The sequence below is a fragment of the Kitasatospora cheerisanensis KCTC 2395 genome (assembly GCF_000696185.1).
Classification (GTDB): domain Bacteria; phylum Actinomycetota; class Actinomycetes; order Streptomycetales; family Streptomycetaceae; genus Kitasatospora; species Kitasatospora cheerisanensis.
The window spans coordinates 5,650,788-5,676,930 of the sequence record NZ_KK853997.1; the positions used below are offsets into that span (position 1 = coordinate 5,650,788).

Annotated in this window: 24 protein-coding genes and 1 rRNA gene; 16 read left to right on the forward strand and 9 right to left on the reverse strand. The window is 72.3% G+C overall.

The window, feature by feature from the left end:
- Positions 1-11 precede the first annotated feature (11 nt).
- From KCH_RS25590 to KCH_RS25605, 4 genes are all read right to left on the reverse strand, one after another.
- Positions 12-1,325 carry an ABC-F family ATP-binding cassette domain-containing protein gene (locus tag KCH_RS25590; protein ID WP_035866842.1) on the reverse strand — a complete coding sequence of 438 codons (1,314 nt, stop codon included), beginning with the start codon at positions 1,323-1,325 and terminating at the stop codon, positions 12-14.
- 176 nt (positions 1,326-1,501) lie between these two features.
- A complete protein-coding gene (locus KCH_RS25595; protein ID WP_035866845.1) occupies positions 1,502-1,816 on the reverse strand; it encodes a branched-chain amino acid transporter permease in 315 nt (104 codons plus the stop codon).
- 27 nt (positions 1,817-1,843) lie between these two features.
- Positions 1,844-2,500: an AzlC family ABC transporter permease gene (locus KCH_RS25600; RefSeq protein WP_244305434.1), complete on the reverse strand. Its 657-nt coding sequence runs from the start codon at positions 2,498-2,500 to the stop codon at positions 1,844-1,846.
- Between the two features lie 56 nt (positions 2,501-2,556).
- Entirely contained in the window at positions 2,557-2,835 is a 279-nt protein-coding gene (locus tag KCH_RS25605; RefSeq protein WP_035866847.1) for an HPr family phosphocarrier protein, read from the reverse strand.
- A 154-nt stretch (positions 2,836-2,989) separates the two neighbouring features.
- Between KCH_RS25605 and KCH_RS25610 the strand changes: the two genes are divergently transcribed.
- The 5 genes from KCH_RS25610 to KCH_RS25630 all read left to right on the forward strand — a co-directional run bounded on the left by KCH_RS25610 (position 2,990) and on the right by KCH_RS25630 (position 9,213).
- Positions 2,990-5,785 (forward strand): bifunctional acetate--CoA ligase family protein/GNAT family N-acetyltransferase, encoded by a 2,796-nt coding sequence (locus KCH_RS25610; RefSeq protein ID WP_035866850.1) that lies wholly within the window; start codon positions 2,990-2,992, stop codon positions 5,783-5,785.
- Between the two features lie 122 nt (positions 5,786-5,907).
- Complete coding sequence (locus tag KCH_RS25615) at positions 5,908-6,492, forward strand: DUF5998 family protein (protein ID WP_035866851.1); 585 nt, start codon at positions 5,908-5,910, stop codon at positions 6,490-6,492.
- A 7-nt stretch (positions 6,493-6,499) separates the two neighbouring features.
- Positions 6,500-7,660 (forward strand): alkaline phosphatase family protein, encoded by a 1,161-nt coding sequence (locus KCH_RS25620; RefSeq protein WP_035866853.1) that lies wholly within the window; start codon positions 6,500-6,502, stop codon positions 7,658-7,660.
- 46 nt (positions 7,661-7,706) lie between these two features.
- Positions 7,707-8,354 (forward strand): thymidine kinase, encoded by a 648-nt coding sequence (locus KCH_RS25625; protein WP_035866855.1) that lies wholly within the window; start codon positions 7,707-7,709, stop codon positions 8,352-8,354.
- A 34-nt stretch (positions 8,355-8,388) separates the two neighbouring features.
- The gene (locus tag KCH_RS25630) at positions 8,389-9,213 is read left to right on the forward strand and encodes a sulfurtransferase (RefSeq protein WP_035866858.1); all 825 of its coding nucleotides are present in this window, start codon (positions 8,389-8,391) and stop codon (positions 9,211-9,213) included.
- A 201-nt stretch (positions 9,214-9,414) separates the two neighbouring features.
- On the opposite strand, the gene sepH is transcribed toward KCH_RS25630, so the two are convergent.
- The gene (sepH, locus tag KCH_RS25635; RefSeq protein WP_084223916.1) at positions 9,415-10,497 is read right to left on the reverse strand and encodes a septation protein SepH; all 1,083 of its coding nucleotides are present in this window, start codon (positions 10,495-10,497) and stop codon (positions 9,415-9,417) included.
- Positions 10,498-10,935: 438 nt separating this feature from the next.
- On the opposite strand from sepH, the gene KCH_RS25640 reads away from it, so the two are divergent.
- Positions 10,936-11,745, forward strand: a complete 810-nt coding sequence (locus tag KCH_RS25640) for a hypothetical protein (RefSeq protein WP_157032194.1) — start codon at positions 10,936-10,938, stop codon at positions 11,743-11,745.
- A gap of 7 nt (positions 11,746-11,752) precedes the next feature.
- On the opposite strand, the gene KCH_RS25645 is transcribed toward KCH_RS25640, so the two are convergent.
- Positions 11,753-13,054, reverse strand: a complete 1,302-nt coding sequence (locus KCH_RS25645) for a D-arabinono-1,4-lactone oxidase (RefSeq protein WP_035866862.1) — start codon at positions 13,052-13,054, stop codon at positions 11,753-11,755.
- 130 nt (positions 13,055-13,184) lie between these two features.
- The gene (locus KCH_RS25650) at positions 13,185-14,435 is read right to left on the reverse strand and encodes an MFS transporter (RefSeq protein WP_035866864.1); all 1,251 of its coding nucleotides are present in this window, start codon (positions 14,433-14,435) and stop codon (positions 13,185-13,187) included.
- Positions 14,436-14,616: 181 nt separating this feature from the next.
- Here KCH_RS25650 and KCH_RS25655 point away from each other — a divergent pair, with 181 nt between their 5' ends.
- Positions 14,617-15,753 carry a ferrochelatase gene (locus tag KCH_RS25655; protein WP_035866867.1) on the forward strand — a complete coding sequence of 379 codons (1,137 nt, stop codon included), beginning with the start codon at positions 14,617-14,619 and terminating at the stop codon, positions 15,751-15,753.
- Positions 15,754-15,758: 5 nt separating this feature from the next.
- The gene (locus tag KCH_RS25660; RefSeq protein WP_035873649.1) at positions 15,759-16,559 is read left to right on the forward strand and encodes an inositol monophosphatase family protein; all 801 of its coding nucleotides are present in this window, start codon (positions 15,759-15,761) and stop codon (positions 16,557-16,559) included.
- A gap of 68 nt (positions 16,560-16,627) precedes the next feature.
- Here KCH_RS25660 and KCH_RS25665 read toward each other — a convergent pair whose 3' ends face one another.
- Positions 16,628-16,813, reverse strand: a complete 186-nt coding sequence (locus KCH_RS25665; protein WP_035866869.1) for a hypothetical protein — start codon at positions 16,811-16,813, stop codon at positions 16,628-16,630.
- A gap of 469 nt (positions 16,814-17,282) precedes the next feature.
- Between KCH_RS25665 and KCH_RS25670 the strand changes: the two genes are divergently transcribed.
- The 4 genes from KCH_RS25670 (at position 17,283) to KCH_RS25685 (ending at position 21,376) form a co-directional block, all read left to right on the forward strand.
- Positions 17,283-17,936, forward strand: coding sequence for a response regulator transcription factor (locus KCH_RS25670; protein WP_030458051.1), 654 nt, complete (start codon positions 17,283-17,285; stop codon positions 17,934-17,936).
- A 104-nt stretch (positions 17,937-18,040) separates the two neighbouring features.
- A complete protein-coding gene (locus tag KCH_RS25675; protein WP_051653444.1) occupies positions 18,041-19,279 on the forward strand; it encodes a sensor histidine kinase in 1,239 nt (412 codons plus the stop codon).
- A gap of 214 nt (positions 19,280-19,493) precedes the next feature.
- A complete protein-coding gene (locus KCH_RS25680; protein ID WP_035866871.1) occupies positions 19,494-20,471 on the forward strand; it encodes an acyl-ACP desaturase in 978 nt (325 codons plus the stop codon).
- A 605-nt stretch (positions 20,472-21,076) separates the two neighbouring features.
- Entirely contained in the window at positions 21,077-21,376 is a 300-nt protein-coding gene (locus KCH_RS25685) for a DUF4193 domain-containing protein (RefSeq protein ID WP_014138508.1), read from the forward strand.
- A gap of 234 nt (positions 21,377-21,610) precedes the next feature.
- Here KCH_RS25685 and KCH_RS25690 read toward each other — a convergent pair whose 3' ends face one another.
- Positions 21,611-22,060 carry a DUF3093 domain-containing protein gene (locus KCH_RS25690; RefSeq protein WP_035866874.1) on the reverse strand — a complete coding sequence of 150 codons (450 nt, stop codon included), beginning with the start codon at positions 22,058-22,060 and terminating at the stop codon, positions 21,611-21,613.
- Positions 22,061-22,154: 94 nt separating this feature from the next.
- Between KCH_RS25690 and KCH_RS25695 the strand changes: the two genes are divergently transcribed.
- The 4 genes from KCH_RS25695 (at position 22,155) to KCH_RS25710 (ending at position 26,068) form a co-directional block, all read left to right on the forward strand.
- Positions 22,155-22,736, forward strand: a complete 582-nt coding sequence (locus tag KCH_RS25695) for a PaaI family thioesterase (protein ID WP_035866876.1) — start codon at positions 22,155-22,157, stop codon at positions 22,734-22,736.
- Positions 22,733-23,200: a dUTP diphosphatase gene (gene dut / locus KCH_RS25700; protein WP_035866879.1), complete on the forward strand. Its 468-nt coding sequence runs from the start codon at positions 22,733-22,735 to the stop codon at positions 23,198-23,200. The genes KCH_RS25695 and dut overlap by 4 nt, the downstream gene beginning before the upstream one ends.
- 151 nt (positions 23,201-23,351) lie before the next feature.
- Positions 23,352-24,149: a DUF3710 domain-containing protein gene (locus KCH_RS25705; RefSeq protein ID WP_035873653.1), complete on the forward strand. Its 798-nt coding sequence runs from the start codon at positions 23,352-23,354 to the stop codon at positions 24,147-24,149.
- Between the two features lie 402 nt (positions 24,150-24,551).
- Positions 24,552-26,068: ribosomal RNA gene (locus tag KCH_RS25710) — 16S ribosomal RNA — on the forward strand.
- Positions 26,069-26,143 lie beyond the last annotated feature (75 nt).

The following is a 26,143-nucleotide window of genomic DNA, read 5'->3' on the forward strand; positions in this document are numbered from 1 at the left end:
GGCGGCCCGGGCTACTCGGCCCCGACCAGCGCGCGGTAGCGGTCGTGCCACAGGTCCTCGTGCGCCTCCGGCAGCAGCAGGACGCGGTCCGGGCGCAGCGCCGCGAGCGCCTCCGGGTCGTGGGTGACCATCACCATCGCGCCCGGGTACTCGGCGACCGCGCGCAGCACCTCGTCCCGGGAGGCCGGGTCCAGGTTGTTGGTCGGCTCGTCCAGCAGCAGCACGTTGGCGCCCGAGTGCACCCCGTTCGGGCCGAGCACCACCAGCCGGCTGCCGCGGTCCACCGCCAGGTCGACCCCGTTCAGCACCCGGTGGCCGCGGTACGTCTTCGCCAGGCTGATCGCCCCCAGCGGGATCCGCCCGCACGGCGCGGGCTCCGGCAGCCGGATCCGCGCCGTCCGCCCGGCCCGCCGCACCGGCTCGGCCTCCGCCAGCAGCCGGTCCGCCCGCTTCGCCATCGACTGCGCGGCCGACGCGGTGCTCGCGTTGGCCCGCATCCGGTCCGCCTGCGCGTGCAGGCGCGCCGCCTTCCGCTCCGCGTTCGCCCGCTCCCGGGCGCGCCGCCGCTCGTCCGCGGCCTGCTGCACCAGGTACGCCGACCAGCCGGTGTTGTGCACGTCCAGCGCGGCGCGCTGCGGATCCAGGTGGAACACCCGGTTCACCGTCCCGTCGATCAGCTCCAGGTCGTGGCTGATCAGCACCAGCCCGCCCCGGTGGGAGGCGAGGAAGCCGCGCAGCCAGGCGATCGACTCCGCGTCCAGGTGGTTGGTCGGCTCGTCCAGCAGCAGCGTGTCGTGCCCGGCGAACAGGATCCGGGCCAGCTCCACCCGCCGTTTCTGACCGCCCGACAGATCGCCCACCGGCTGCTCCAGCAGCCGCTCGGGCAGGCCGAGGCCCGCCGCCACCCGGGCCGCCTCCGCCTGCGCGGCGTACCCGCCGCACCGCTGGAAGCCGTCCTCGGCCCGGGTGTACGCGCGCAACGCCCGCTCCAGCGCGGGCCCCTCGGCCCCGGCCATCGCGGACTCGGCGGTGCGCAGCGCCCGCTGCGCCTCGTCCATCCCGCGGGCGGACAGGATGCGGTCCAGCACCGGGACGGCCGGATCCGCCGCGCGGGAGTCCTGCGGCAGGTACCCGGTCGATCCCTGGCGCTGCACGCTCCCGGCGGACGGCTCGACGAGGCCCGCCAGCGTGGACAGCAGGGTGGTCTTGCCCGCGCCGTTGCGGCCGACCAGGCCGACCCGGTCGCCGGGGGCGAGGTGGAAGGAGATGTCGTGCAACAGCAGGCGCGCGCCGACGCGCACGTCGAGACCACAGACGGTGATCATGAGAAAAGACGCTCCGAAACAACAGCAAGAGGACACACGGGTGGCGTGGAAGCGGGTCCGCTTGCTAGGAGATGAAGAGCGTCGACATGGGCACGAGGCTACGTCGGGGGCCGGGCGGGGCGCACCCGAATTACCGTCCGTGCCGGTCGGACGGGGTCAGGCCGGTTCGGCGCGGTTCAGGTGAGGTTCAGGGCCAGCATGTAGACGGCCGTTCCCGCGACGATCGAGAGCAGGGCGTTGCGCCGCCACAGGTGCAGGCCGAGGGTCGCCGCCAGGCCGGCGGCGGCCGGGCCCGCCTCCGCGAGCGGGACGTCCCGCAGGGTGTAGACGGTCAGGATCACCATCACGCCGGCCGGCATGGTCGCCGCCAGGAACCGCAGCAGGCCGGACTCCCGCAGCCGGCCCAGCAGCACGAACGGCGCGGCGCGCAGCAGCAGCGTCACCGCGAACATCGTCAGCAGGCCCGCCAGCACGTACCGCCAGTCAGGCACGACGCCCCCTCAGCAGGTACCGGACGGTCAGCGCCGCCACGAACAACCCCAGCGCCACCACCAGCAGTTGGCCCTTCGCCAGCAGCAGCGCGGCCAGCGCGCACAGCAGCGCGAGGACCGGGCCCGGGACGTCCCGGGTGGCCCGCCAGCCGTCCACGGCCAGCACCGCGAACAGTGCGGTGAGCGCGAAGTCCAGCCCGCGGAGGTCGCCCGGCAGGGCCGCGCCCAGCAGCGCCCCGTCACCCCGCCGAGCACCCAGTACGCCTGGCAGAACGCCTGGACGGCCACGATCCGGCGGCCCGTCAGACCCGGGCGGGCGGCGGCCAGGGCGTACGCCTCGTCGGTCAGCGCGTAGACGCTGTACGCCTTCGCGGCGCGGCCCCGGACGCGGTGCAGGGGGAAGGACAGGCCGTAGAAGACGTGCCGGAAGTTCACCAGGAACGTGGTGACGGCCACGGACGCGAGCGGGGTCAGGGCGAGGAACAGGCCGATCGCGAGGAACTCCAGCGAGCCCGCGTAGATCAGCAGCGAGAACACCGGCGCCCACCACCAGTCGAACCCGCTCTGGACCAGCAGCACGCCGAAGGCGACGCCCAGGGGGTACAGGCCCAGGCCCACGCCGAGGGTGTCCGCCGCGGCGGACCTGACGGCGTGCGGGTCTTCGGCTTCGGTTGAGATCGCCACCCGAGGACCCTACGACAGACGGATGGTCGCCAGCAGGGGACCGTGGGAGGTCGCAGCTACGCCGCGGGCAGCTCGTCCAGGCCTTCCTGGACGAGCTTGGCGACGCGGTCGAGCGCGGTGTCGGCGCCGTCGGCGGTCGCGGAGAGGACGACGGTCTCGCCGCCCTCCGCGCCGAGGGCGAGCAGGCCGAGCATGGAGCCGGCGTTGACCGGGGTGCCGCCCTCCTTGGCGATGGTCATCGGGACGCCGGTGGAGGTGACGGCCTTGACGAAGATGGAGGCGGGACGGGCGTGCAGGCCCTCGGCCCAACCGATGGTGACGCGGCGCTCAGCCATGAGAGGTGCCTTTCAGGTGGTGCAAGGTGGTGCAAGGGTTGTCTAGACCAGTGTTGCACGCCGCCCTCGGCGGGGCCCGGCGGCGAGCAGGGTCAGCGTGCCGTGCCGAGCACGGCCGGCGCCATCAGGCTCGCCGACGACTACCCTGACGACCGTGGAGCACGACACCGTCAAGCACGCCACGGCGCGCGAAGAGGCCGGGCACGGTTATCCGCAGCACTGGGAGGCCGACGTCCTGCTGCGCGACGGCGGCACGGCCCGGATCAGACCGATCACCGCGGACGACGCGGACCGGCTGGTGGAGTTCTACGAGCAGGTCTCCGACCAGTCGAAGTACTTCCGCTTCTTCGCCCCGTACCCGCACCTGTCCGACAAGGACGTGCGCCGGTTCACGCACCACGACTACGTGAACCGGGTCGGCCTGGCCCTGGTGGTGCGGGACCGGTTCATCGCCACCGTCCGGTACGACCGGATCGACAAGCAGGGCATGCCGTCCACCACCGGCACGGACGCCGAGGTGGCCTTCCTGGTGCAGGACGCCCACCAGGGCCGGGGCATCGCCTCCGCGCTGCTGGAGCACATCGCGGCGGTCGCGCAGGAGCGCGGCATCCGCCGGTTCACCGCCGAAGTGCTGCCGGAGAACCGGAAGATGGTGAAGGTGTTCACCGACGCCGGCTACACCCAGCGGCGCAGCTTCGCCGACGGCGTGGTGCACCTGGAGTTCGACCTGGAGCCCACCGCCGCCTCGCTCGCCGTCATGCGGGCCCGCGAGCACCGCGCCGAAGCCCGGTCCGTGCAGCGGCTGCTGACGCCCCGTTCGATCGCCGTGGTCGGCGTCTCGCGCAACCCGCAGTCGGTCGGCCGGGCGCTGCTGCGCGACCTCCGGGCCGGCTTCGACGGCCCGGTGTACGCGGTGAACCGCAGCGCCGACCCGGGCACCCTGCTGGACGGGCTGCCGAGCCACCGCTCGGTGCAGGCGATCCCCGGCCCGGTCGACCTGGCCGTGATCGCGGTGCCGGAGTCCGCCGTCCCGGCGACCGTCGCCGAGTGCGGCGCGCACGGCGTGCAGGGCCTGGTGGTGGTCACCGCCGGGTACGCCGAGACCGGGCCGGACGGGCGCGACCGGCAGCGCGAACTGGTCCGGCAGGCCCGGGCCGCCGGCATGCGGGTGATCGGCCCGAACGCCTTCGGCCTGATCAACACCGACCCCGAGCACCGGCTGAACGCCTCGCTCGCCCCCGTGCTGCCCGAACGCGGACCGTTCGGCGTGTTCTGCCAGTCCGGCGCGATCGGCGTCGCCCTGCTGGAGGCCGCCCACCGGCGCGGCACCGGCATCTCCTCGTTCGCGTCGGTCGGCAACCGGGGCGACGTCTCCGGCAACGACCTGCTCCAGTACTGGGAGGAGGACGACGCCACCGGCGTGGTGCTGCTCTACCTCGAATCCTTCGGCAACCCGCGGAAGTTCACCCGGATCGCCCGCCGGCTCGCCGCCGCCAAGCCCGTCGTGGTGCTCAAGGGCGCCCGGCACACCGGCAGCCTGCCGCCCGGCCACGCCGTCCAGCCCGCCGCCACCCGGCTGCGCGACGCCACCGTGGACGCCCTGTTCCAGCAGGCCGGCGTGATCCGGGTGGACACCATCACCGAACTCTTCGACACCGGCGAACTGCTGGCCGGGCAGCCGCTGCCGTCCGGCAGCCGGGTCGCGATCGTCGGCAACTCCGACTCGCTCGGCCTGCTCACCTACGACACCTGCCTGAGCACCGGCCTGCGCCCGCGCACCCCCGTCGACCTGACCACCGGCGCCAGCGGCGAGAACTTCCGGATCGCCCTGGACACCGCACTCAGCGACCCGCAGGTGGACGCGGTGATCGCCGTCGCCATCCCGCCGATCGGCGTGCACGGCCCCGAGGCCGCGCCCGAACTGGTCGAGGACGCCCCGGAGATCGCGCAGGCCCTGCTGGACGCCGCCGACCGCGGCCGGGAACTCGGCAAGCCGCTGGTGCTCGCCCACCTCGCCCTGCCCGCGCTGGTCGGCCGGCTGCGCGCCGGGGGAGTCCCCGCCTACCCGGCGCCCGAGCGCGCCGTCCACGCCCTCGCCGACGCGGTGCGCTACGCGAAGTGGCGCCGCCGCAGCGCCGAGGCCGAGGAGACCGCCCGCGTCCCCGAACTCGACCACGTCGACGAGGGCGCCGCCCGCGCCCTCGTCGAACAGGCCCTGGGCAGCCGCGAAGCGGTCGCCGCCCGGCTTCAGCCCGGCGGCGCCCGGGTCACCGTGCCCGAGGCGGAGGCCGCCGCGCTGCTCGGCCACTACGGCATCCGGGTCAGCCCGACGCTGGCCGCACCGGACGAGGGCAGCGCCGTCAAGGCGGCGGCCACCCTCGGCTACCCCGTTGCGCTGAAAGCCACCGCCGAACACCTGCGCCACCGCCCCGACCTCGGCAGCGTCCGGCTCGACCTCACCAGCGAGGCCGAACTGCGCCGCGCCCACCGCGAGCTGGACGCCCTGCTGGGCGGCGCCGCGCAGGCGGAACTGGTGGTGCAGCGGCTCGCCCCACGCGGCGTGGACACCGTGATCGGCGCGGCCGTCGACCCGGCGGTCGGCACCATCCTCTCCTTCGGCCTGGCCGGCGCCCCCGCCGAACTGCTCGGCGACGTCGCCCACCGGCTGGTCCCCGCCACCGACCGGGACGTCGCCGAACTGATCCGGGAGGTGCGGGCCGCCCCCCTGCTGTTCGGCTGGCGCGGCGCGGAGGCGGTCGACACCGACGCGCTGGAGGAACTGCTGCTGCGCGTCTCCCGCCTGGTCGACGACCTGCCCGAGGTCGCGTCCGTGGACCTGGAGCCCGTGGTGGTCGCCCCGAACGGCCTGACCGTGCTCGGCGCGCGGGTCCGAATCGCCCCGCTGCCGGTCCGCACCGATCTGGGACCGCGCGCCATGAGCACGCTGTAACCTTGCGTGGTTGCCCGCCCGGCAGGAGCGGACGACCTCCGGGCCCGACGGCAGGACGACGGGCCGGGCGACCCCGGCGCAGTGCCACCCGCCGGACCGGCGGGACATGCCAGGATGGAGATATGGCGAAGACCGGTACCACCACGCAGGACCTGCGGTCCGCGATCGAGCGCAGCGGCTACTACCCGGCGCTGGTCTCCGAGGCGGTGGAGTCCGCGGTGGGCCCCGAGCCGATCAGCTCGTACCTGGTGCACCAGGAGACCACCTTCGACGCGAACGAGGTCCGCCGGCACGTCACCGTGCTGGTGCTCACCCCGTCCCGCTTCGTGGTCAGCCACACCGACGAGCAGAACGGCGACGCGGCCACGCCCGTCCCGTACGCCACCACCTCCACCGAGACGGTCCGGCTGGACCGGATCAGCTCCGTGGTGATCAGCCGCATGGTCGCCAACCCCGAGACGTACACCCCCGGCACCCTGCCCCGCGAGGTCGTCCTCACCATCGGCTGGGGCGCCGTGCAGCGCCTCGACCTGGAACCGGCCGGCTGCTCCGACCCCAACTGCGAGGCGGACCACGGCTACACCGGCTCCGCCACCGCCGACGACCTGTCGCTGCGGGTCAGCGAGGCCGGTGACGGCCCCGAGACGGTCGCCCAGGCGCTGGTGTTCGCCCGGGCGCTGTCCGAGGCGACCGTGGCCAACGGCTGAGCCCGGTATGCATCACGGCTACGACTCGTTCCATCCGCTCGACCCCGCCGACGCCCCCGCCCCGCGCTACGGCTGCGCCGCCCTCTCCGACCTGCTGCCCACCCTGGCGGCCGGCCTCGGCGTGCCCGGCCACCGCGCCACGCTGCCGCTGGAGCCCGCCGACCGGGTCTGCGTCTTCCTGGTCGACGGCCTCGGCTGGGAGCTGATCCGCCGGCACCCCGACTGGGCGCCGTTCCTCAACTCGCTGACGGCCGCCGGAACGCCGATCACCTCCGGCTTCCCGTCCACCACCGCCACCTCGCTGGCCTCCGTGGGCACCGGCCTGCCGCCGGGGCAGCACGGCCTGGCCGGGTACACGGTGGCGATCCCCGGCCGCGGGCAGCTGATGAACCAGCTGCGCTGGCAGCCGCCGGTCGACCCGCACGGCTGGCAGCCCTACCCGACCGTCTTCGAGCAGGCGCAGAACGCCGGCGTGGCCACCGCCCAGGTGTCCTCCCCGCTGTTCGCGGCCACCCCGCTCACCCAGGTCGCGCTGTCCGGCGGCACCTTCCTCGGCCGCACCACCGGCGAGGAGCGGATGGACCGCGCCGCCGCCTGGCTGGCCGAGCACGACCGCGCCCTGGTCTACACGTACCTGAGCGAACTCGACGCCGCCGGGCACCGGTTCGGCGTCGACTCCGACGAGTGGCGGCTCACCCTGTCCACCGTCGACCGGCTCGCCCGCCGCCTCGCCGAACAGCTCCCGCCGCGCTCCGCGCTGTACATCACCGCCGACCACGGCATGATCGACGTCACCCCGGAGAACCGGATCGACTTCGACGAGGACTGGGAGCTCTCCGCCGGCGTCGCCCTGCTCGGCGGCGAGGGCCGTGCCCGCCACGTGTACGCCCACCCCGGCGCGGCCGGCGACGTGTACGCCGTGTGGAGCGAGGTCCTCGGCGAGCAGATGTGGGTCGCCACCCGCGAACAGGCCATCGCCGCAGGCTGGTTCGGCCCGAACGTGGACGAGCGGGTGTACCACCGGATCGGCGACGTGGTCGCCGCCGCCCGCGACGACATCGCGATCATCGCCAGCCGCAACGAGCCCGGCGAGTCCCAGATGATCGGCCTGCACGGCTCGATGACCCCCGTCGAACAACTCGTCCCGCTGCTCGAAGTCCGCGGCTGAGACCGGCCCGTCAACCACCCCCGCCCGAAAGGCTGACGCTCCACCCATGGCTGAACTGGTGTTCTTCTCGGGCACGATGGACTGCGGCAAGTCGACGCTCGCCCTCCAGATGGACCACAACCACACCGCGCGCGGTCGGCAGGGCATCATCTTCACCCGCCACGACCGGGCCGGCGCCGCCACCATCTCCAGCCGCCTCGGCCTGCGCGCCGACGCGGTCGAGGTCGGCGACGAGTTCGACTTCCAGGCGTACGTCGTCCACCTGCTCTCCGCCGGCGGCAAGGTCGACTACCTGATCTGCGACGAAGCCCAGTTCTTCTCCGCCGGACAGATCGACCAACTCGCCCGCATCGTGGACGAGTTGGGCATCGACGTGTTCACCTTCGGGATCACCACCGACTTCCGCACCAAGCTCTTCCCCGGCTCCCAGCGGCTGATCGAGCTCGCCGACCGGGTCGAGGTCCTCCAGGTCGAGGCACTCTGCTGGTGCGGCGCCCGCGCCACCCACAACGCCCGCACCGTCGGCGGCGTCATGGTCGTCGAAGGAGCCCAGGTCGTGGTCGGCGACGTCGCCGTCAACGAGGACGAGATCGGCTACGAGGTGCTCTGCCGCCGCCACCACCGCCGCCGCCTCACCGCCGCCACCGCCCGCGCCGCCGTCCTCTCCCCGGACGTCCTCCCGTTCGAAGGCTGACACCGCGTCAGGCCCGGCGCGCGACAATGGCGGCATGACTTCGCCGCTGATCACCGTCGCCGAACTCGCCGCCGCCCTCGACACCCCGCACCCGCCGGTGCTGCTCGACATCCGCTGGCAGCTCGGCGGGCCGGCCGGCGCCGAGGAGTACGCCAAGGGCCACCTGCCCGGCGCCCACTACCTCGACCTCGACCACGAGCTCGCCGACCCGCCCGGCACCGCCGGCCGCCACCCGCTGCCCGACCCCGAACGCCTCGCCACCGCACTGCGCCGGGCCGGCGTCGACGCCCACCGCCCCGTCGTCGCCTACGACGCCGGGCCCTCGCTCTCCGCCGCCCGCGCCTGGTGGCTGCTCCGCTGGGCCGGCCACACCGACGTCCGCGTCCTCGACGGCGGCCTCGCGGCGTGGCTCGCCGACGGGCAGCCGCTCACCACCGAGACGCCCGCCCCCGGCGACGGCGACTTCAAGGTCTCGCCCGGCCACCTGCCCACCGTCGACGCCGCCCGCGCCGCGGAACTCGCCCGCACCGGACTGCTGTTGGACGCCAGGGCCGGCGAGCGCTACCGCGGCGAGACCGAACCCGTCGACCCCCGGGCCGGCCACATCCCCGGCGCGACCTCCGCCCCCACCACGGAGAACCTCGCGGCGGACGGACGCTTCCTCCCCGCCGGAGTCCTCGTCGAGAGGTTCGCCGCCCTCGGCGTCACCGACCCCGCCACCACGGCCGTCTACTGCGGCTCCGGCGTCACGGCCGCCCACCAGCTCCTCGCCCTCGAACTCGCCGGCCACCAGGGCGCGGCGCTCTACCCGGGCTCCTGGAGCGAGTGGTCCGCGAACCCCGCGAATCCGGTGGGCTGAGACCCGTCAGCGGCCCGGGGAACGGCGAGGCCGAGCGGCTGGTGGTCGAGGACCGCGGTAGGTCATGACTGCGGCGGGCCCGAAGACAGGGGCCCGAAACGACATGACCTCTCCGCGCCCCGCTGACCACCAGCAGTCCCGGCCTCGCCGTTCCCCGAGCCCCCGGTGGAGCTCCCGCAGGGACCCGGGAGAGCCGGTCCGCTACTCGGGCTTCTTGCGCCGCGACCCGAACACGATCTCGTCCCAGCTCGGCACCGTCGCCCGCCGGCCGGGGCGGACGCCGTCCGCCTCCGCCTGGCGGTCGGTCGCGCCGACCATGCGGTCGCGGTGCGGGGAGACCGAGCGCGGCATCAGGATGTCCGCGTACGCGGAGCCCGCGCCGACGCTCGCCGCCGGCGCACTCGCGGACTCCTCGATCTCCTCGGGCTCCTCGGTGACCGCGGTCTCCACGCTCGGCCCGACCGGGGTCAGGTCGCCGCGGTAGGAGGGCACCACGTCCAACAGGCTGGTGAGGGAGTCCCGTTCGGGGGAGACCGCGACGGCCTCGCGGGCCTCCCGGGCCTCGCGCACCTGCATGATGCGGTCGGCGGAGGGCCGCTCGATCATCGGGCGGGCCGGGCGGTCCTGGGGGAGGCGGGCGATCCGCGGGATGAACGGGAAGACCGAGTCCTCCTCGCGTTCCACGTTCTCGCCGATCAGGGCGCGCGCCTCGTCGTCGTTGGGCTGCACCAGGCGCCGCGGCGGGTCGTAGGACCAGGCGGCGCGCCGGTGTTCGCCGTCGGCGCGGTAGACGAGGATGACCTCCCAGGTGCCGTCGTCGCGGCGCCAGGAGTCCCAGCGTTCGGTGTCCTTCTCGGCGCCGCGCAGCGCGAGGCGCTCGGCGACGGCCTCGCCGAGCTGCGGGCCGGTGGACTCGCCGTGGCGGCGGATCGCCGTCTTGCGGGCCCGCTCGGCCATGAAGGCGCGCTCGGCCAGCACCGGACCCTCGAAGCGGCGGACGCGTTCGACCGAGATGCCGGCGGCCTGGGCGACCTCCTCGGCGGAGGCGCCTGCTCGTATCCGCGCCTGGATGTCCCGCGGGCGGAGGTGGCTCTCCACCTCGATCTCGATCTGGCCGAGCCGCGGCCGGTCACCCCGGACGGCGGCGCGCAGCCGCTCGTCGATCGGAAGGGTGTACTCCGTGCTGTCGGCAGCCTTGAGCACCAGCCGTGTGCCGTCGTTGCTGACGGCCACGACGCGCAGTTCGGGCACGGTTACCTCCCGGGTGGTGCCTGCCGACGTCACCTGCGTCGCTGCTCCCGTACTGAGTGTGGCCTGCCCGCTGGCGAGTGGCCACAACCTTGCAGAGTTACCCGGCGTGTCGGGCTTTCGCCCGTGCGCGCCGCTGTGGCACGGTTGCCTGTTTGCCACGTCGACGGTCGACATCGCACCCGGGCGCCCGGGCCGTCGTCTGACGGAGTGTCGACAGGCGGGACCGAAGGCTCAGGCTCCACGAACAGTACTCCATTCGTGGCATCCACAGGGGCGGCTCGCCGCTCAAGTCTCCCGCGAATCATCGGAATCTCACGAGGGCGCACCCCATAGGACGGCCGGTGATCGGCGGACGGTGATCATCTTCACATATATCGACCGGAAGGAACCGGATTTTCGACCCTTGTGTCCTTCTTTGGGCAAGATGGAGAGACTTGTTCGAAATTCCGACACACCGACCGAGGGACCGGGATGCCGCAGCAGAGGGAGCAGTTCGCGCACGGAGCGGCCTCGGCCGAAGAGAAGGGCGAGCGCAGACGGCTTGATCTGACGGTCACTCAGGTGGCGGCGAGTGCGCTGGCGACGGTGGTCGGCGCGGTACTCGCCTCGGAACTCGGAGTGTACGGAACGATACTCGGCGCGGCCGTCGTCTCGGTGGGGGCGACGACCGGAAGCGCGGTGTTCCAGCACCTCTTCAAACGCACCGGGGAACAACTGCGCAACGCGGTGGAACGCGGTGCCGAATCCGCTCCGGCGGCCCGTCCCCGGCCCGCTCCGGAGGGCGGAATCAGCCAGGAGTGGAACGCGCCCAGCCTGGTGCGGGCGAAACGCCGCTGGACGTGGAAGTCCTACGCGGCGGCATCCGCACTGGTGTTCGCCATTGCGATGGTGCCGATCGTCGCGGTGGAACTCGCCGCCGGAAAACCGCTGCACGACATCACCACCGGCCAGGACGGCAGCGGCACCTCGTTCAACCCGTCCCGCCCGTCCGGCGGTCAGGGCGAACAGGGCGACCAGGGCGACCAGGGCGGCAAGGAGGACGGGAAGCAGCCCGCGCCGGCGGCCTCGCCGAGCTCCGAGCCGTCCCGGCCGGGGCCGAGCAGCCTCCCCTCGCCCGGGAGTTCGGGCTCGCCCGCGCCCAGCACCTCGGCCCGCCCGTCCGGCGCGCCGGAGCCGAGCTCCGCGCCCGGCGCCGGCGGCTCCCCGGCCGCGACCGGGGAGGCCTCGCCGGCTCCGGCCGCGGGCGGGGCGGCCGAGCCCGGGGCGGGGCCCACGGGCTGACGGCCGGTCAGTCGCCGAGCACCCGGCGCAGGTAGTCGTTGGCGAAGCGGCGGTCCGGGTCGACCTTGTCGCGCAGGGCGGTGAAGTCGCCGAAGTGCGGGTAGGCGGCAGACAGGTACTCGGCGTCGCGGGTGTGCAGCTTGCCCCAGTGCGGGCGGCCCTGATGGGCCGTCATCAGCTTCTCCACCTCGGTGAAGTAACCGGCCTCGCGGGTGCCCCGGTACAGGTGGACGGCGATGTAGGCGGTGTCCCGGCCGTTCGCGGTGGACAGCCACAGGTCGTCCGCCGGGGCGACCCGCACCTCGACGGGGAAGCTGATCCGCCAGCCGGAGCGCTCCACCAGCGCCTTCAGTTCGCGCAGCACGGTGGTCGCCGCCTCGCGCGGCACCGCGTACTCCATCTCGACGAAACGGACCTTGCGGGGGCTGGTGTACACCTTGTACGCCTGGTCCGTGAAGCGGCGCTCCGACCAGGCGCGGCTGGCGATCTGCGCGATGGCGGGGATCGCGCCGGGGAACGCCCGGCCCACCCGGCAGGCGCCCTCCCACACGGTGTTGGAGACGAAGTCGTCGTCCAGCCAGGCCTTGAACCTCGGCAGCGGCGCGGCCGGGCCCTGGCTGCGGTTGTTGCGCTTGGTCGAGCAGCGGTCGGTGTGCGGGAACCAGTAGAACTCGAAGTGCTCGTTGACGGCCGTCAGGTCGTCGAAGCGGTCCAGCACCTCGTCGAAGCCCATCGGCTGCTCGTGCGCGGCGAGCAGGAACATCGGCTCCACCGCGAAGGTCAGCGCGCTGACCACGCCGAGCGCGCCGAGGCCGAGGCGGGCGCCCTGGAACAGCTCGGCGTTCTCGGTGGCGGAGCAGGTCCGCACCGTGCCGTCGGCGAGGACGATCTCCACCGCCCTGATCTGCGCGGCCAGCGAGCCGGAGTCCCGGCCGGTGCCGTGCGTGCCGGTGCTGGTGGCGCCGGCCACCGTCTGCACCTCGATGTCGCCCATGTTGGTGAGCGACAGGCCGGCCGCGGCCAGCAGCCGGTTGAGCCGGCTCAGCGGGAGGCCCGACTCGACGGTGACGGTGCCGGCGGCGCGGTCGATCCCGCGCACCGCGGTCAGCCGGTCCGGGCGCACCATCACGGCGTCGCCGGCCGCGGCGATCGCGGTGAACGAGTGGCCGGAGCCGACCGCCTTCACCCGGCGGCCGGCCTCGCCCGCCGCGCGGACCACCGCAGCCAGTTCCTCGACCGTGCCCGGCGCCGTCACCTGCGCGGGCCGCGCGCTCTGGTTCCCCGCCCAGTTCCGCCAGACCTCGGTCATCTCCAGAGCCCTCCCGCTCGCGCGTTCCCGCCTGCCGGTTCTACCGGTGGGTAGGGGGAGCGTAGTCACTGCGAACCGGCCGGTCCATGGTCCGAAGAGTCGAACATGAGGGAAGCTCACATCGTCGAGCCTACGAGGCGACGGCCTCCGACGCGGGCGCCTGCTGCTCGACCGCGGCCAGCTGCCGGCGCAGCCGGCCCATCCCGGCGTACCCGGCCAGCGCGCCGAAGCCCGCGGCGGCCACCGGCACCCAGTAGCCGTTGGCGGCGCCGTTCGCGTCCACCACCAGGCCGGCCGCCGAGGAGCCGACCGCCACGCCGAGCGCCAGGCCGGTGGTCGTCCAGGTCATCCCCTCGGTCAGCTGGGCGGCCGGGACCAGGCGCTCGACCAGCGCCATCGCGGTGATCAGCGTCGGCGAGATGGCCAGGCCGGACAGGAACAGCGCGGCGCCGACGCCCACCAGCGCGGCGGTGCCGTGCAACAGCTCGGCGGCCAGGATCAGCGGCACCATGCCGGCCGCCATCACCGTCACCCCGATCAGGAAGCGGCGGGCCATCGACCCGGTCAGCTTCAGGGTGCCGAACACCGCGCCCGCCAGGCAGGAGCCCAGCGCGTACACGGCGAGCACCGGACCGGAGGCGCCGGTGTGCTGCTGGGCCTTGGCGAACGCGACCGTGACCACCTCGACCGAGCCGAACACGCCGCCGGTGGCGACCAGCGTCATCACCAGGATCTGCAGGCCCCGGTTGGCGATCGCGCTCGGCCCGGAATGGTGCGCCGCCGGATGCACCGGCGGCTCGGTGCGCCGCTGGCCGGTGAACAGCAGGACGCCGACCACCAGGAAGATCCCGGCCAGCAGCACGCCGGACTCGGGGAACACCGTGGTCGCCAGCGAGACCGCGAGGATCGGGCCGACGATGAAGCAGATCTCGTCCGCGACCGCCTCGAAGGAGTACGCGGTGTGCAGCTTCGGCGGCTCGTCCCGGTACAGGTGCGCCCAGCGGGCGCGGACCATCGAACCGGTGCTGGGCATCACGCCCATGCCGGCCGCGAACAGGAACAGCGTCCAGTCGGGCAGGCCGGTCCGGGCGCCGAGCAGCAGGCCGGCCGCGGCCAGCACGGTGGCCAGCGTGGCGGGCAGCGCGACCCGGCGCTGGCCGTGCCGGTCGACCAGCCGGGAGATCCACGGGCCGAGCACCGCGGCGGAGACCGCCAGGGTGGCCGACAGCGCGCTGCCGAGCCAGAAGGTGCCCTTCATCTCGGCGAGCATGGTGACGGTGCCGATCCCGGTCATCGAGATCGGCAGGCGGGCTATCAGCCCGGAGGACGAGAAGGCCAGACTGCCGGGGGCGGCGAAGATCTGGCGGTAGCTGGACAGCACGGGGGCTCCGTCGGACGGGGTGCGGCACGGGGGCAGGACAGCCGCCTCACGGTGGTAAGGCACAACTGTCGTCCAGACAGCTTACGAACCGTGATCCATCGTCCGCACCCGGGATATTCCGGACACCCGCCACCGGAAGCCCTGCACCGGCCGCGCCGTCACGGGTGGCAGGATCGGGACCATGCCCGACACGCGCACCCCCACCGACCCCGCGCCGTACGACGCGCTGCTGCTGCTGTCCTTCGGCGGGCCGGAGGGCCCCGAGGACGTGGTGCCCTTCCTGGAGAACGTCACCCGGGGACGCGGCATCCCGAAGGAGCGGCTGACCGAGGTCGGCAAGCACTACTTCCTGTTCGGCGGCGTCAGCCCGATCAACGCGCAGAACCGCGCCCTGCTGGCCGCCCTCCGCAAGGACTTCGCCGACCACGGACTCGACCTGCCGGTGTACTGGGGCAACCGGAACTGGGCCCCGTACCTGGTCGACGCCCTGCGGGAGATCGCCGACGACGGACACCGCCGGGTCCTGGTGCTCGCCACCAGCGCCTACGCCGGGTTCTCCGGCTGCCGCCAGTACCGGGAGAACCTCGCCGACGCGCTCGCCCGGCTCGCCGCCGAAGGCCGCCCCGAGCTCACCGTCGACAAGCTCCGGCACTTCTACAACCACCCCGGCTTCGTCCGGCCGATGATCGACGCCACCCTCGCCGCACTCGCCGAACTCCCCGACGCCGTACGGGAGAACGCCCGGCTGGCGTTCACCACGCACTCCATCCCGACCGCCATGGCCGAGACCTCCGGCGCCCCCGACGACCCGGCCCGCGGCACCCCCGGCGGCGCCTACGTCGCCCAGCACCTGGACGTCGCCCGGCTGATCGCCGACGCGGTCGCCGAGCACACCGGCGTCGCCGACCGCCCCTGGCAGCTGGTCTACCAGAGCCGCAGCGGCGCCCCGCACATCCCCTGGCTGGAACCCGACATCTGCGACCACCTGGCGGACCAGCACGCCGACGGCGCCGAAGCCGTGGTGATGGTGCCGATCGGCTTCGTCTCCGACCACATGGAGGTCAAGTACGACCTGGACACCGAGGCGGTGGCCAAGGCCGCCGAACTCGGCCTGCCGGTCGCCCGGGCCGCCACCGTCGGCGACGACCCGCGGTTCGCCGCCGCCGTCCGCGACCTCGTCCTGGAACGGGCCGCCGCCCAGCGCGGCGAGCCGGTCACCCGCTGCGCGCTGGGCGCCCTCGGCCCCAGCCACGACGTGTGCGCCACCGCCTGCTGCCCCAACCCCCGCGCGCCCCGCCCCGCCGCCGCCGAAGCCTGAAGGATCTGATCGTGGACCTGCTGGACGACCTGCTCGCCACCGCCCTCGAAGCCGCCACCCGGGCCGGCGAACTGCTCCGCGACGGCCGGCCCGAGGACCTCGGGGTGGCCGCCACCAAGAGCAGCCCGGTGGACGTGGTCACCGAGATGGACCTCGCCTCCGAGAAGCTGGTGCTGGAACTGATCTCGGCCCGCCGCCCCGACGACGGCTACCTCGGCGAGGAGGGCGCCGAACGCCCCGGCACCAGCGGCGTCCGCTGGGTGGTCGACCCGCTCGACGGCACCGTCAACTACCTGTACGGGCTGCCCTCCTGGGCGGTCAGCGTGGCCGCCGAACTGGACGGCGAAGCGGTCGTCGGCGTGGTCTCGGTGCCCGCCCGCGGCGAACTGTTCCAGGCGGTGCGCGGCCGCGGCGCGACCCTGAACGGCCGCCGGCTGGCCGTCCGCCCCGCCCCGGCCTGGGGACAGGCGCTGGTGGCGACCGGCTTCGGCTACCTGCGCGAGCGCCGGGTGCACCAGGCCGAGGTGCTGCACGCGCTGATGGGCGAGGTCCGCGACATCCGCCGGGCCGGCGCCGCCGCCGTCGACCTGTGCGACCTGGCCGCCGGCCGGGTCGACGGCTACTACGAGCGCGGCCTGGCCCCCTGGGACCACGCGGCCGGCGTGCTGATCGCCCGCGAGGCCGGCGCCCTCACCGGCTCCCGCCCCGGCCTGCCCGCCGACGGCGAACTCACCGTCGCCGCCCCGCCCGGCGTGTTCGAGCCGCTGCAGGCCCGGCTGGAGGAACTCGGCGCCTGGCACGACTGACCGGCCGCGGACAGCGAGAAGCCCCGGCACGGGGGACCGTGCCGGGGCTCGTCGGTGCTGGGAGGGGATCAGGCAGCGGAGCGGTGCGTTCCGAGCACCGGGTCCACGCCGTGTTCGGCGGCGAGGCGCTGGAGGTCTTCCAGCTCGGACTGCTCGACCTCGGCCAGGAACTCGTCCCCGGACTCGATCGCGCGGTGCAGATCCTGCTCGGCGTTCTTGATCCGCTGAAGGATTCCGGCGGTGAAGGCGTCCATACGGGCCCCCTTTTCCTGTGTCGGACGGGCACGGCCCGAGTCAACCCCCCGGCTCGGAATCGGATGAACCCCGGACGGGCACCCGACGACCGGTGCAGGATCCGGTCGGGTGCTCGGGCGGCGCGTGGGCCGCGACCCGGTGGCTCTCGATCCCAGACCGGTGCGGATGGGGCACTCGGCGGGTGGTGGCCGCGATGAGCCGCGGTACGGCGGCATCACGGTGTGCACGTGTCCTCCCCACCCCCCGGGCGGGGAAACCTCAACTCCTCGGAAAGTTGCCCGGGTCACAGTCCAACCGGCATCCGGCGGCTCCGTTTTCGCCGTCGGCGCACCGGACTTATGACTGCTTTACCGCGCGACCAGGCAGGATGGAGGCACCGTCGGATCCGCCTGCTCGGATCCGCGCCCGGCGCACCACGGCCCGCACGGGCAGCACGGCCTGGGCCGCTCCAGGAGAAGGGAAACCACCGTGCGGGTACTCGTCGTCGAGGACGAGCAGCTGCTCGCCGAGGCCGTCGCCACCGGTCTGCGCCGGGAGGCCATGGCGGTCGACGTCGTCTACGACGGGGAGGCCGCGCTGCAGCGGATCGCCGTCAACGACTACGACGTGGTGGTGCTCGACCGGGACCTCCCCCTGGTGCACGGCGACGACGTCTGCCGGCGCGTCGTCGAACAGGGCCTGGCCACCCGGGTGATCATGCTCACCGCCTCCGGCGACATCAGCGACCGCGTCGAGGGCCTGGAGATCGGCGCCGACGACTACCTCCCCAAGCCCTTCGCGTTCAGCGAGCTGGTCGCCCGCGTCCGCGCCCTCGGCCGCCGCGCCACCGTCCCGCTGCCCCCCGTGCTGGAACGCGCCGGGATCAGCCTCGACCCGGGCCGCCGCGAGGTGATCCGGGACGGCAAGCCGGTCCAGCTGGCCCCCAAGGAATTCGCCGTGCTGGAGGTCCTGATGCGGGCCGGCGGCGCCGTGGTCTCCGCCGAGCAGCTGCTCGAGAAGGCCTGGGACGAGCACACCGACCCGTTCACCAACGTGGTCCGGGTCACCGTGATGACGCTGCGTCGCAAGCTCGGCGACCCGCCGGTGATCGTCACCGTCCCCGGTTCCGGTTACCGGGTGTGACCCGGCCCGCCGAAACCACCACCGCCGCCTGAGAGGACTTCCGGCCATGACCACCCCGCCACTCCCCGGCGGGGCCCCGGCGCGCCCGCCCGGGCCCGGGCCAGGTGCCCCCGCGTCCGAACCACCCGCCGCGCCGGAACGGCCGCGACGACGACGCCTACCGTCCCGGCGACGGCCTGTTCGCCTGGCTGTCGCTGCGGCCCACCATCCGGATCCGGCTCACCCTGCTCTACGGCGGGATGTTCCTGATGGCCGGGGTGGTCCTGCTGCTGCTGATGTACTACTTCGTCCGCTCGGCCTTCCAGACCGACCTGGTGCCGCACTTCACCCTCGGCCAGGGCGTCACGCTGCGCGCCTACGACGGCGCCACCCTGACCAACCAGGGCGAACTCGACCGGTGGCTCGCGGACTTCCAGGCCACCCGCAGCAGCGAGGCGCTCTCCACCCTGCTGCGCAAGGCGCTCACCGCCCTGGTCTGCCTGGCCGTGATCGCCTTCGCGGTCGGCTACACGGTGGCCGGCCGGGTCCTCCACCCGCTCGGCCGGATCACCCGCACCGCCCGCGAGGTGGCCGGCTCCGACCTGCACCGCCGGATCAACCTGGACGGCCCGGACGACGAGCTCAAGGAACTCGCCGACACCTTCGACGAGATGCTGGAGCGCCTCGACCGCGCCTTCGACTCCCAGCACCGGTTCGTCGCCAACGCCTCGCACGAGCTGCGCACCCCGCTGGCGATCAACCGCACCCTGCTGGAGGTGCAGCTCTCCGACCCGAGCACCTCGCCCGACCTGCAACAGCTCGGCAAGACCCTGCTGGCCACCAACGAGCGCAGCGAACAGCTGGTGGAAGGTCTGCTGCTGCTCGCCCGCAGCGAGAACGAGCTGACCGAGCGCCGCCCCGTCGACCTCTCCGAGGTCGCCCAGCGCGCGCTGGAGCAGATCCGCCCCGAGGCCGGCAACCGGGAGGTCGAGCTGCGCCCCGACCTGGCCGCCGCGCCCGCCCACGGCAACGGCGTGCTGCTGGAGCGGATCGCGCTCAACCTGCTGCAGAACGCCGTCCGCTACAACAGCCCCGGCGGCTGGGTGGAGATCACCACCGCGACGGTCCGCGGCGGGGGCGGCGAGCTGGTGGTGAGCAACACCGGCCCGGTGGTGCCCGGCTACGAGCTCGACCACATCTTCGAGCCGTTCCGCCGGCTGAAGAGCACCGACCGCACCCGCAGCGACAAGGGCGTCGGCCTCGGCCTGTCGATCGTCCGCTCCGTGGTGCGCGCCCACGGAGGCACCCTGGAGGCCACTGCCCGCCCCGGAGGAGGCCTGCGCATCCAGGTCCGCATCCCTTAGCCGCCCGGCCGCCCTCCGGGCCGCCTGCGCCCGCACACGGCGTTTTCCGGTGCCGCGCCCCGGCGCCCGGACGCCTCCAGCCGCCCCTGCCCAGCCATGTCGGAACGACATAAGCGCTGGACAGGGGCGGCTTGTCATTTGCGGCCGCGACAACTTACGGTGTCGTAACCTACGGAGCCGTAGGTCCGCCCGCACAGCCGCAGGAGCAACCGCCTTGACCATCGCCCCCGTGCAGCGCACCGCAACGACCGCCTGGACCGACGCCAGGCTGATCCTCGCGCTCGAAGAGGTCGTGGAGACCGAGCTGAACCGCCACCTCAAGGCGGCCAAGGAGTGGATGCCGCACGAGTTCGTGCCGTGGAGCCAGGGGCGGGACTTCGACGGCGTGCTCGGCGGCGAGGCCTGGTCCCTCGACCAGTCCAAGGTCACCCCGCTGGCCCGGATCTCCCTGGTGGTCAACCTGCTGACCGAGGACAACCTCCCCAGCTACCACCACGAGATCGCGAGCATGTTCGGCCGCGAGGGCGCCTGGGGCACCTGGGTGCACCGCTGGACCGCCGAGGAGGGCCGGCACGGCATAGCGATCCGCGACTACCTGCTGGCCACCCGCGCCGTCGACCCGGTCGAGCTGGAGCGGGCCCGGATGGCGCACATGTCCGAGGGCTTCGAGTCCGACAACGCGCACAGCATGCTGCAGTCCGTCGCCTACGTCGCCTTCCAGGAGCTCGCCACCCGGATCGCCCACCGCAACACCGGCCACCACTCCGGCGACCCGCTCTGCGACCAGCTGCTGGCCAAGATCGCCAACGACGAGAACCTGCACATGGTCTTCTACCGGAACCTGCTCAGGGCCGCCCTGGAGCTCGCTCCCGACCAGACCATGCGGGCCATCGCCGACGTGGTGATCAACTTCCGGATGCCCGGCCACGGCATGCCCGGCTTCGAACGTTCGGCCGTCCAGATCGCCATCGGCGGCATCTACAACCTGCGGATCCACCACGACGACGTGCTGCAGCCCGTGCTGCGCCACCTGAAGGTCATGGAGATCACCGGCCTCGGCCCGGTCGGCCAGCAGGCCCAGGACGAGCTGGGCGCCTTCCTGGACGGCCTGAACACCCAGGCCACCCGCTTCGACGAGCGCCAGGCCGCGCTGCTGGCCCGCCGCGCCGCCGCGGCCGCCGCCAAGGCCTGACCCCGCACGGGCCCCGACGGGGCCCACGGGCGGCCGGCCCGGCGACCGCGCCCCGGCCGGACCGCCGACCGAACCTCCGGTCGCACGGGTCGCGCGGGTACGGACGGCCGCTGTTCGATTCCGGTCGGTATGCGGACAATCCGACCGCGCGCGGCCGGGTCGAAAGGCCCGTTTTCACGGGAAACGCCCGCAGTCGCGCCCAATGTGACGAACATCACACTCCGCCGGACGGCCGCTTCGCGCCACCCGGCGGAGTGATCACCCGTTCGGGTGGGTCGGTCGCGCTGAGTCATCATGCCGGGCAATCGCGCCCGCCCCGACCGGTCGTCAAGAACCGCCCTCCGCCGCCGAGTTCAGGCCCCGACCGCCGGGCAACGGCCACCCAACGTCACGATCACCGGCTTCCGTCCCCGGCGGGTTCACCCACACGGTGGACCCCGTTCGAGCCCCGTTCGATCACCTCAACGGGCCTCGGGCCGGGTGTCGATTGAGTAACAGGGCTTGAAGTAAGGCACAATCTCGGCCTCGGGTCGGGCACAAGACCGGCCCCCCAGGCGTTACGTGCGCTGGAGATACCGCACACACCCAAAGGGGGAGAGCGAAACATGGCAACGGACTACGACACCCCACGCAAGACCGATGACGACCTCAACGAGGACAGCATCGAGGAACTGAAGGCCCGCAGGAACGAGAAGGCCTCCAGCTCCGTCGACGTCGACGAGTACGACGCGAACGAAGGTCTGGAGCTTCCGGGCGCCGACCTCTCCAACGAGGAGCTCTCGGTCCGCGTGCTGCCGCGGCAGGCCGACGAGTTCACCTGCATGAGCTGCTTCCTGGTCCACCACCGGAGCCAGCTGTACAGCGAGAAGAACGGCCAGCCGATCTGCCGGGACTGCGGCGCCTGAAAACGGAGCGGCACTGGCCCGGGCGGGCGACACCCCTCCGCCGGCCCGGTACGCCGCCCCGTCCGGCCTTGAGCAGCGAGGCCGGAGGCAGAAGCAGCGACCGTCCCGAGCGGTCGCACCCGGCAGTGCGCGAACCGCGCGCCTGCACCCGCAGTGCTCGCAGACAAGCCGAAAGGGACGGCCCCACGTTGGTGGGGCCGTCCCTTTCGGCGTTCTGCGTTCCTTCTCCGCCGGTCAGCGGTTCCGGCCGCCCGCGGCCTCGCCCAGCGCGTCCGCCAGCCGCTGCGGCGACCGGGTCGACAGGTACAGGTACGGCGTCGGGTCGGTCGGGTCCGTCACCGCGACCTTCAGCGCCGTCGGCACGTAGCTGCGCAGCAGCATGAACGCCCGCGGATCGGCCTTCACCGAACGCCAGGCCACCGCCTCCTTCGGGTTCAGCACCTCGGCCTCGCCCAGCGCGCTCACCGGGATCCGGGCCTGCCCGGCCACCAGCGACCCCTGCACCACCCGGATCCGCGCCGAGCCGTAGCTGCTCAGGGCCGCCGCACCGGCGGCCACCCCCACGACCAGCCCGATCAGGGCGCCCAGCCCGCTGAACCGGAGCAGGATCAACCCGAGCGAGAGCCCGAGCGCCACGGGCAGCAGCCACCAGGACCGCGGGACGGTGAGACGTTCCTCGTACATGCCTCCATTGTGGGCGCAGCACACGCCGCGCCCGGTGGCCGGGGCCCCTCGGCGAGCCTGTCCCGGGAAGCTACTGACAGGTAGGGTCGCCGCTGTGAACGGATCGACCCCCACCACCCCGCCCGCGGACGCCGTGCTGCCGGCCCGCTCCCCGTACGCCCCGGCCCCCGGAACCGTCATCGGCTCCCACTACGACGACTGCTTCGGCTGCGGCCCGCACCACCCCCACGGCCTCCAGCTCACCGCCGTCGCCGGCGAGGAACTCGACGTCACCGCGCAGTTCACCGTCAAGCCGGCCCACCAGGGCGGCCCCGGCCTGGCCCACGGCGGCGTCCTGGTGACCGCCATGGACGAGACCCTCGGCACCCTCAACTGGCTGCTCGCCGCCCCCGCGGTCACCGGCCGCCTGGAGACCGACTTCGTCCAGCCCGTCCCCGTCGACTCCGTGCTGCACATCCACGCACGGGTGACCGGCGTCCACGGCCGCAAGGTCTACAGCGCCGCCGAGGGCCGCATCGGCGGCCCCGACGGACCGGTCGCGATCCGCGCGCAGGCACTGTTCATCCAGGTGAAGCTGGAACACTTCACCACGCACGGCCGACCCGAGGACGTGCAGAAGGTCCTGGACGACCCGGACCTGATCAAACGTGCCCGAGCCTTCGAGGTGAACCCGTGACCGACCCCGCCCGCCAGCCCGTCGACATCCTGATCCGCCGCCTCGACCCGGAGATCCCGCTCCCCGCCTACGAGCACCCCGGCGACGCCGGCGCCGACCTCCGCACCACCGTCGACGCCGTGCTCCAGCCCGGCGAGCGGGCGCTGCTCCCCACCGGCATCTCCATTGCGCTACCGGACGGCTACGCCGCGTTCGTGCACCCCCGCTCCGGTCTCGCAGCCCGTTGCGGAGTTGCACTGGTGAACGCCCCGGGGACGGTCGATGCCGGGTACCGTGGTGAGATCAAGGTGATCGTCGTCAACCTGGACCCTCGGGAGCCGGTCAACTTCGAGCGAGGCGACCGAATCGCCCAGCTGGTCATCCAGCAGGTCGAGAAGGCCCGCTTCCACGAAGTGGGTGAACTCCCGGGTTCGGTCCGGGCCGAAGGCGGGTTCGGCTCGACCGGCGGTCACGCCGCGGTCTAGCATGCGCCGCGGTCTCGGCTCCGCCGGGCAGCACGACGAGCGGGTGGAAGCGATGCAGTTGCAGCGGTTTTCGGCCGGTCCGATGGGTAGCAGTTAGCAGATATTCGCGTTCGGTCTTGGATTCGGTCTTGGACCGGGAAGGACAGTGACCGTGTTCCGTCGTCGCAAGAGCGAGGACGCTGTCGAGCAGCTCGCCGAGGACGCCATCAGCGCCGACGAGACGGCCGATGACGTCGAGGGTTCCGTCGAGAACGAGGACGGCAACGACACCGAACTCGACCCGGCCGACCGGGTCGGCCTCCCGCCGGCCCCGCGCCCCGACGGCCCGTGGGACATCTCCGAGCTGGAGACGCCCGGAGAGGGCCGCGTCGACCTCGGAGGCCTGCTGGTCCCCGGTGTCGAGGGTATGGAGCTCCGGGTCGAGGTGGCCGGGGACGCGATCGTCGCCGCCACCCTGGTCCTCGGCAACAGCGCCATCCAGCTCCAGGCCTTCGCCGCCCCCAAGTCGGAGGGCATCTGGGGCGAGGTCCGCGAGGAGATCGCCTCCGGCATCACCAGCCAGGGCGGCGCCATCGAGGAAGAGGAGGGCTCGCTCGGCTGGCACCTCCGCGCCCAGGTCCCGGTGCAGCTCCCCGACGGCACCCAGGGCGTCCAGCTGGTCCGCTTCGTCGGCTGCGACGGACCGCGCTGGTTCCTCCGCGGCGTGATCTCCGGCCAGGCCGCGGTCCAGCCCGAGATGGCCGGCCTGCTCGAAGAGGTCTTCCGGCAGACCGTCGTGGTCCGCGGCGAGGCCCCCATGGCCCCCCGCGACCCGATCGTCCTCAAGCTCCCCGAGGACGCCCAGATGGTCGCCGACGGCGCCGCGGCCCCCGCGGACCCGGAGTCCCCCTACGCGGGCGGCAACATCGACCCGTTCTCGCGCGGCCCCGAGATCACCGAGGTCCGCTGACCTCCCGGGCCGCCCAGCGCCCCTCGTCCGCCCCCGCACCGATCGCGTGCGGGGGCGGATTTGCTTTGCGGGAGCCGATCCCCGTACAGTTCCGGAGTCGCACCGAGAGGGGCGAACGAAAGCGAGTTCGAGGAAACACCGGTGAAACGGTGAAGAAAACCTCTGATAAGCTGGGAACACGAAAGAACGAAGCGCCCGGAGGGTCCGCAGGAATGCGGCTCGAAGGAAGCGTCCGTTCCTTGAGAACTCAACAGCGTGCCAAAAGTCAACGCCAGATATGTTGACATCCCCGGCCGGTCTTGATGATCGGTTGGAGATTCCTTTATGAAGTAACACTAGCGAGGACGCAGTGCGCAGGACCGCCCTATTCCGGTGGTTGCTGTGCCGCTCCCCGTGGAGACATTCACGGAGAGTTTGATCCTGGCTCAGGACGAACGCTGGCGGCGTGCTTAACACATGCAAGTCGAACGGTGAAGCCCTTCGGGGTGGATCAGTGGCGAACGGGTGAGTAACACGTGGGGAATCTGCCCTGAACTCTGGGACAAGCCTTGGAAACGAGGTCTAATACCGGATACGACCTTCTCCCGCATGGGGGTTGGTGGAAAGCTCCGGCGGTTCAGGATGATCCCGCGGCCTATCAGCTTGTTGGTGGGGTAATGGCCTACCAAGGCGACGACGGGTAGCCGGCCTGAGAGGGCGACCGGCCACACTGGGACTGAGACACGGCCCAGACTCCTACGGGAGGCAGCAGTGGGGAATATTGCACAATGGGCGAAAGCCTGATGCAGCGACGCCGCGTGAGGGATGACGGCCTTCGGGTTGTAAACCTCTTTCAGCAGGGAAGAAGCGCAAGTGACGGTACCTGCAGAAGAAGCACCGGCTAACTACGTGCCAGCAGCCGCGGTAATACGTAGGGTGCGAGCGTTGTCCGGAATTATTGGGCGTAAAGAGCTCGTAGGCGGCCTGTCGCGTCGGATGTGAAAGCCCGGGGCTTAACCCCGGGTCTGCATTCGATACGGGCAGGCTGGAGTGTGGTAGGGGAGATCGGAATTCCTGGTGTAGCGGTGAAATGCGCAGATATCAGGAGGAACACCGGTGGCGAAGGCGGATCTCTGGGCCATTACTGACGCTGAGGAGCGAAAGCGTGGGGAGCGAACAGGATTAGATACCCTGGTAGTCCACGCCGTAAACGTTGGGAACTAGGTGTTGGCGACATTCCACGTCGTCGGTGCCGCAGCTAACGCATTAAGTTCCCCGCCTGGGGAGTACGGCCGCAAGGCTAAAACTCAAAGGAATTGACGGGGGCCCGCACAAGCAGCGGAGCATGTGGCTTAATTCGACGCAACGCGAAGAACCTTACCAAGGCTTGACATACACCGGAAACGCTCAGAGATGGGCGCCCCCTTGTGGTCGGTGTACAGGTGGTGCATGGTTGTCGTCAGCTCGTGTCGTGAGATGTTGGGTTAAGTCCCGCAACGAGCGCAACCCTTGTTCTGTGTTGCCAGCGAGTAATGTCGGGGACTCACAGGAGACTGCCGGGGTCAACTCGGAGGAAGGTGGGGACGACGTCAAATCATCATGCCCCTTATGTCTTGGGCTGCACACGTGCTACAATGGCCGGTACAAAGGGCTGCGATGCCGTGAGGCGGAGCGAATCCCAAAAAGCCGGTCTCAGTTCGGATTGGGGTCTGCAACTCGACCCCATGAAGTTGGAGTTGCTAGTAATCGCAGATCAGCATGCTGCGGTGAATACGTTCCCGGGCCTTGTACACACCGCCCGTCACGTCACGAAAGTCGGTAACACCCGAAGCCGGTGGCCTAACCCGTAAGGGGAGGAGCCGTCGAAGGTGGGACCAGCGATTGGGACGAAGTCGTAACAAGGTAGCCGTACCGGAAGGTGCGGCTGGATCACCTCCTTTCTAAGGAGCACATAGCCGCTTGCGAGCGAATGTCTCGCACGGTTGCTCATGGGTGGAACGTTGACTATTCGGCAC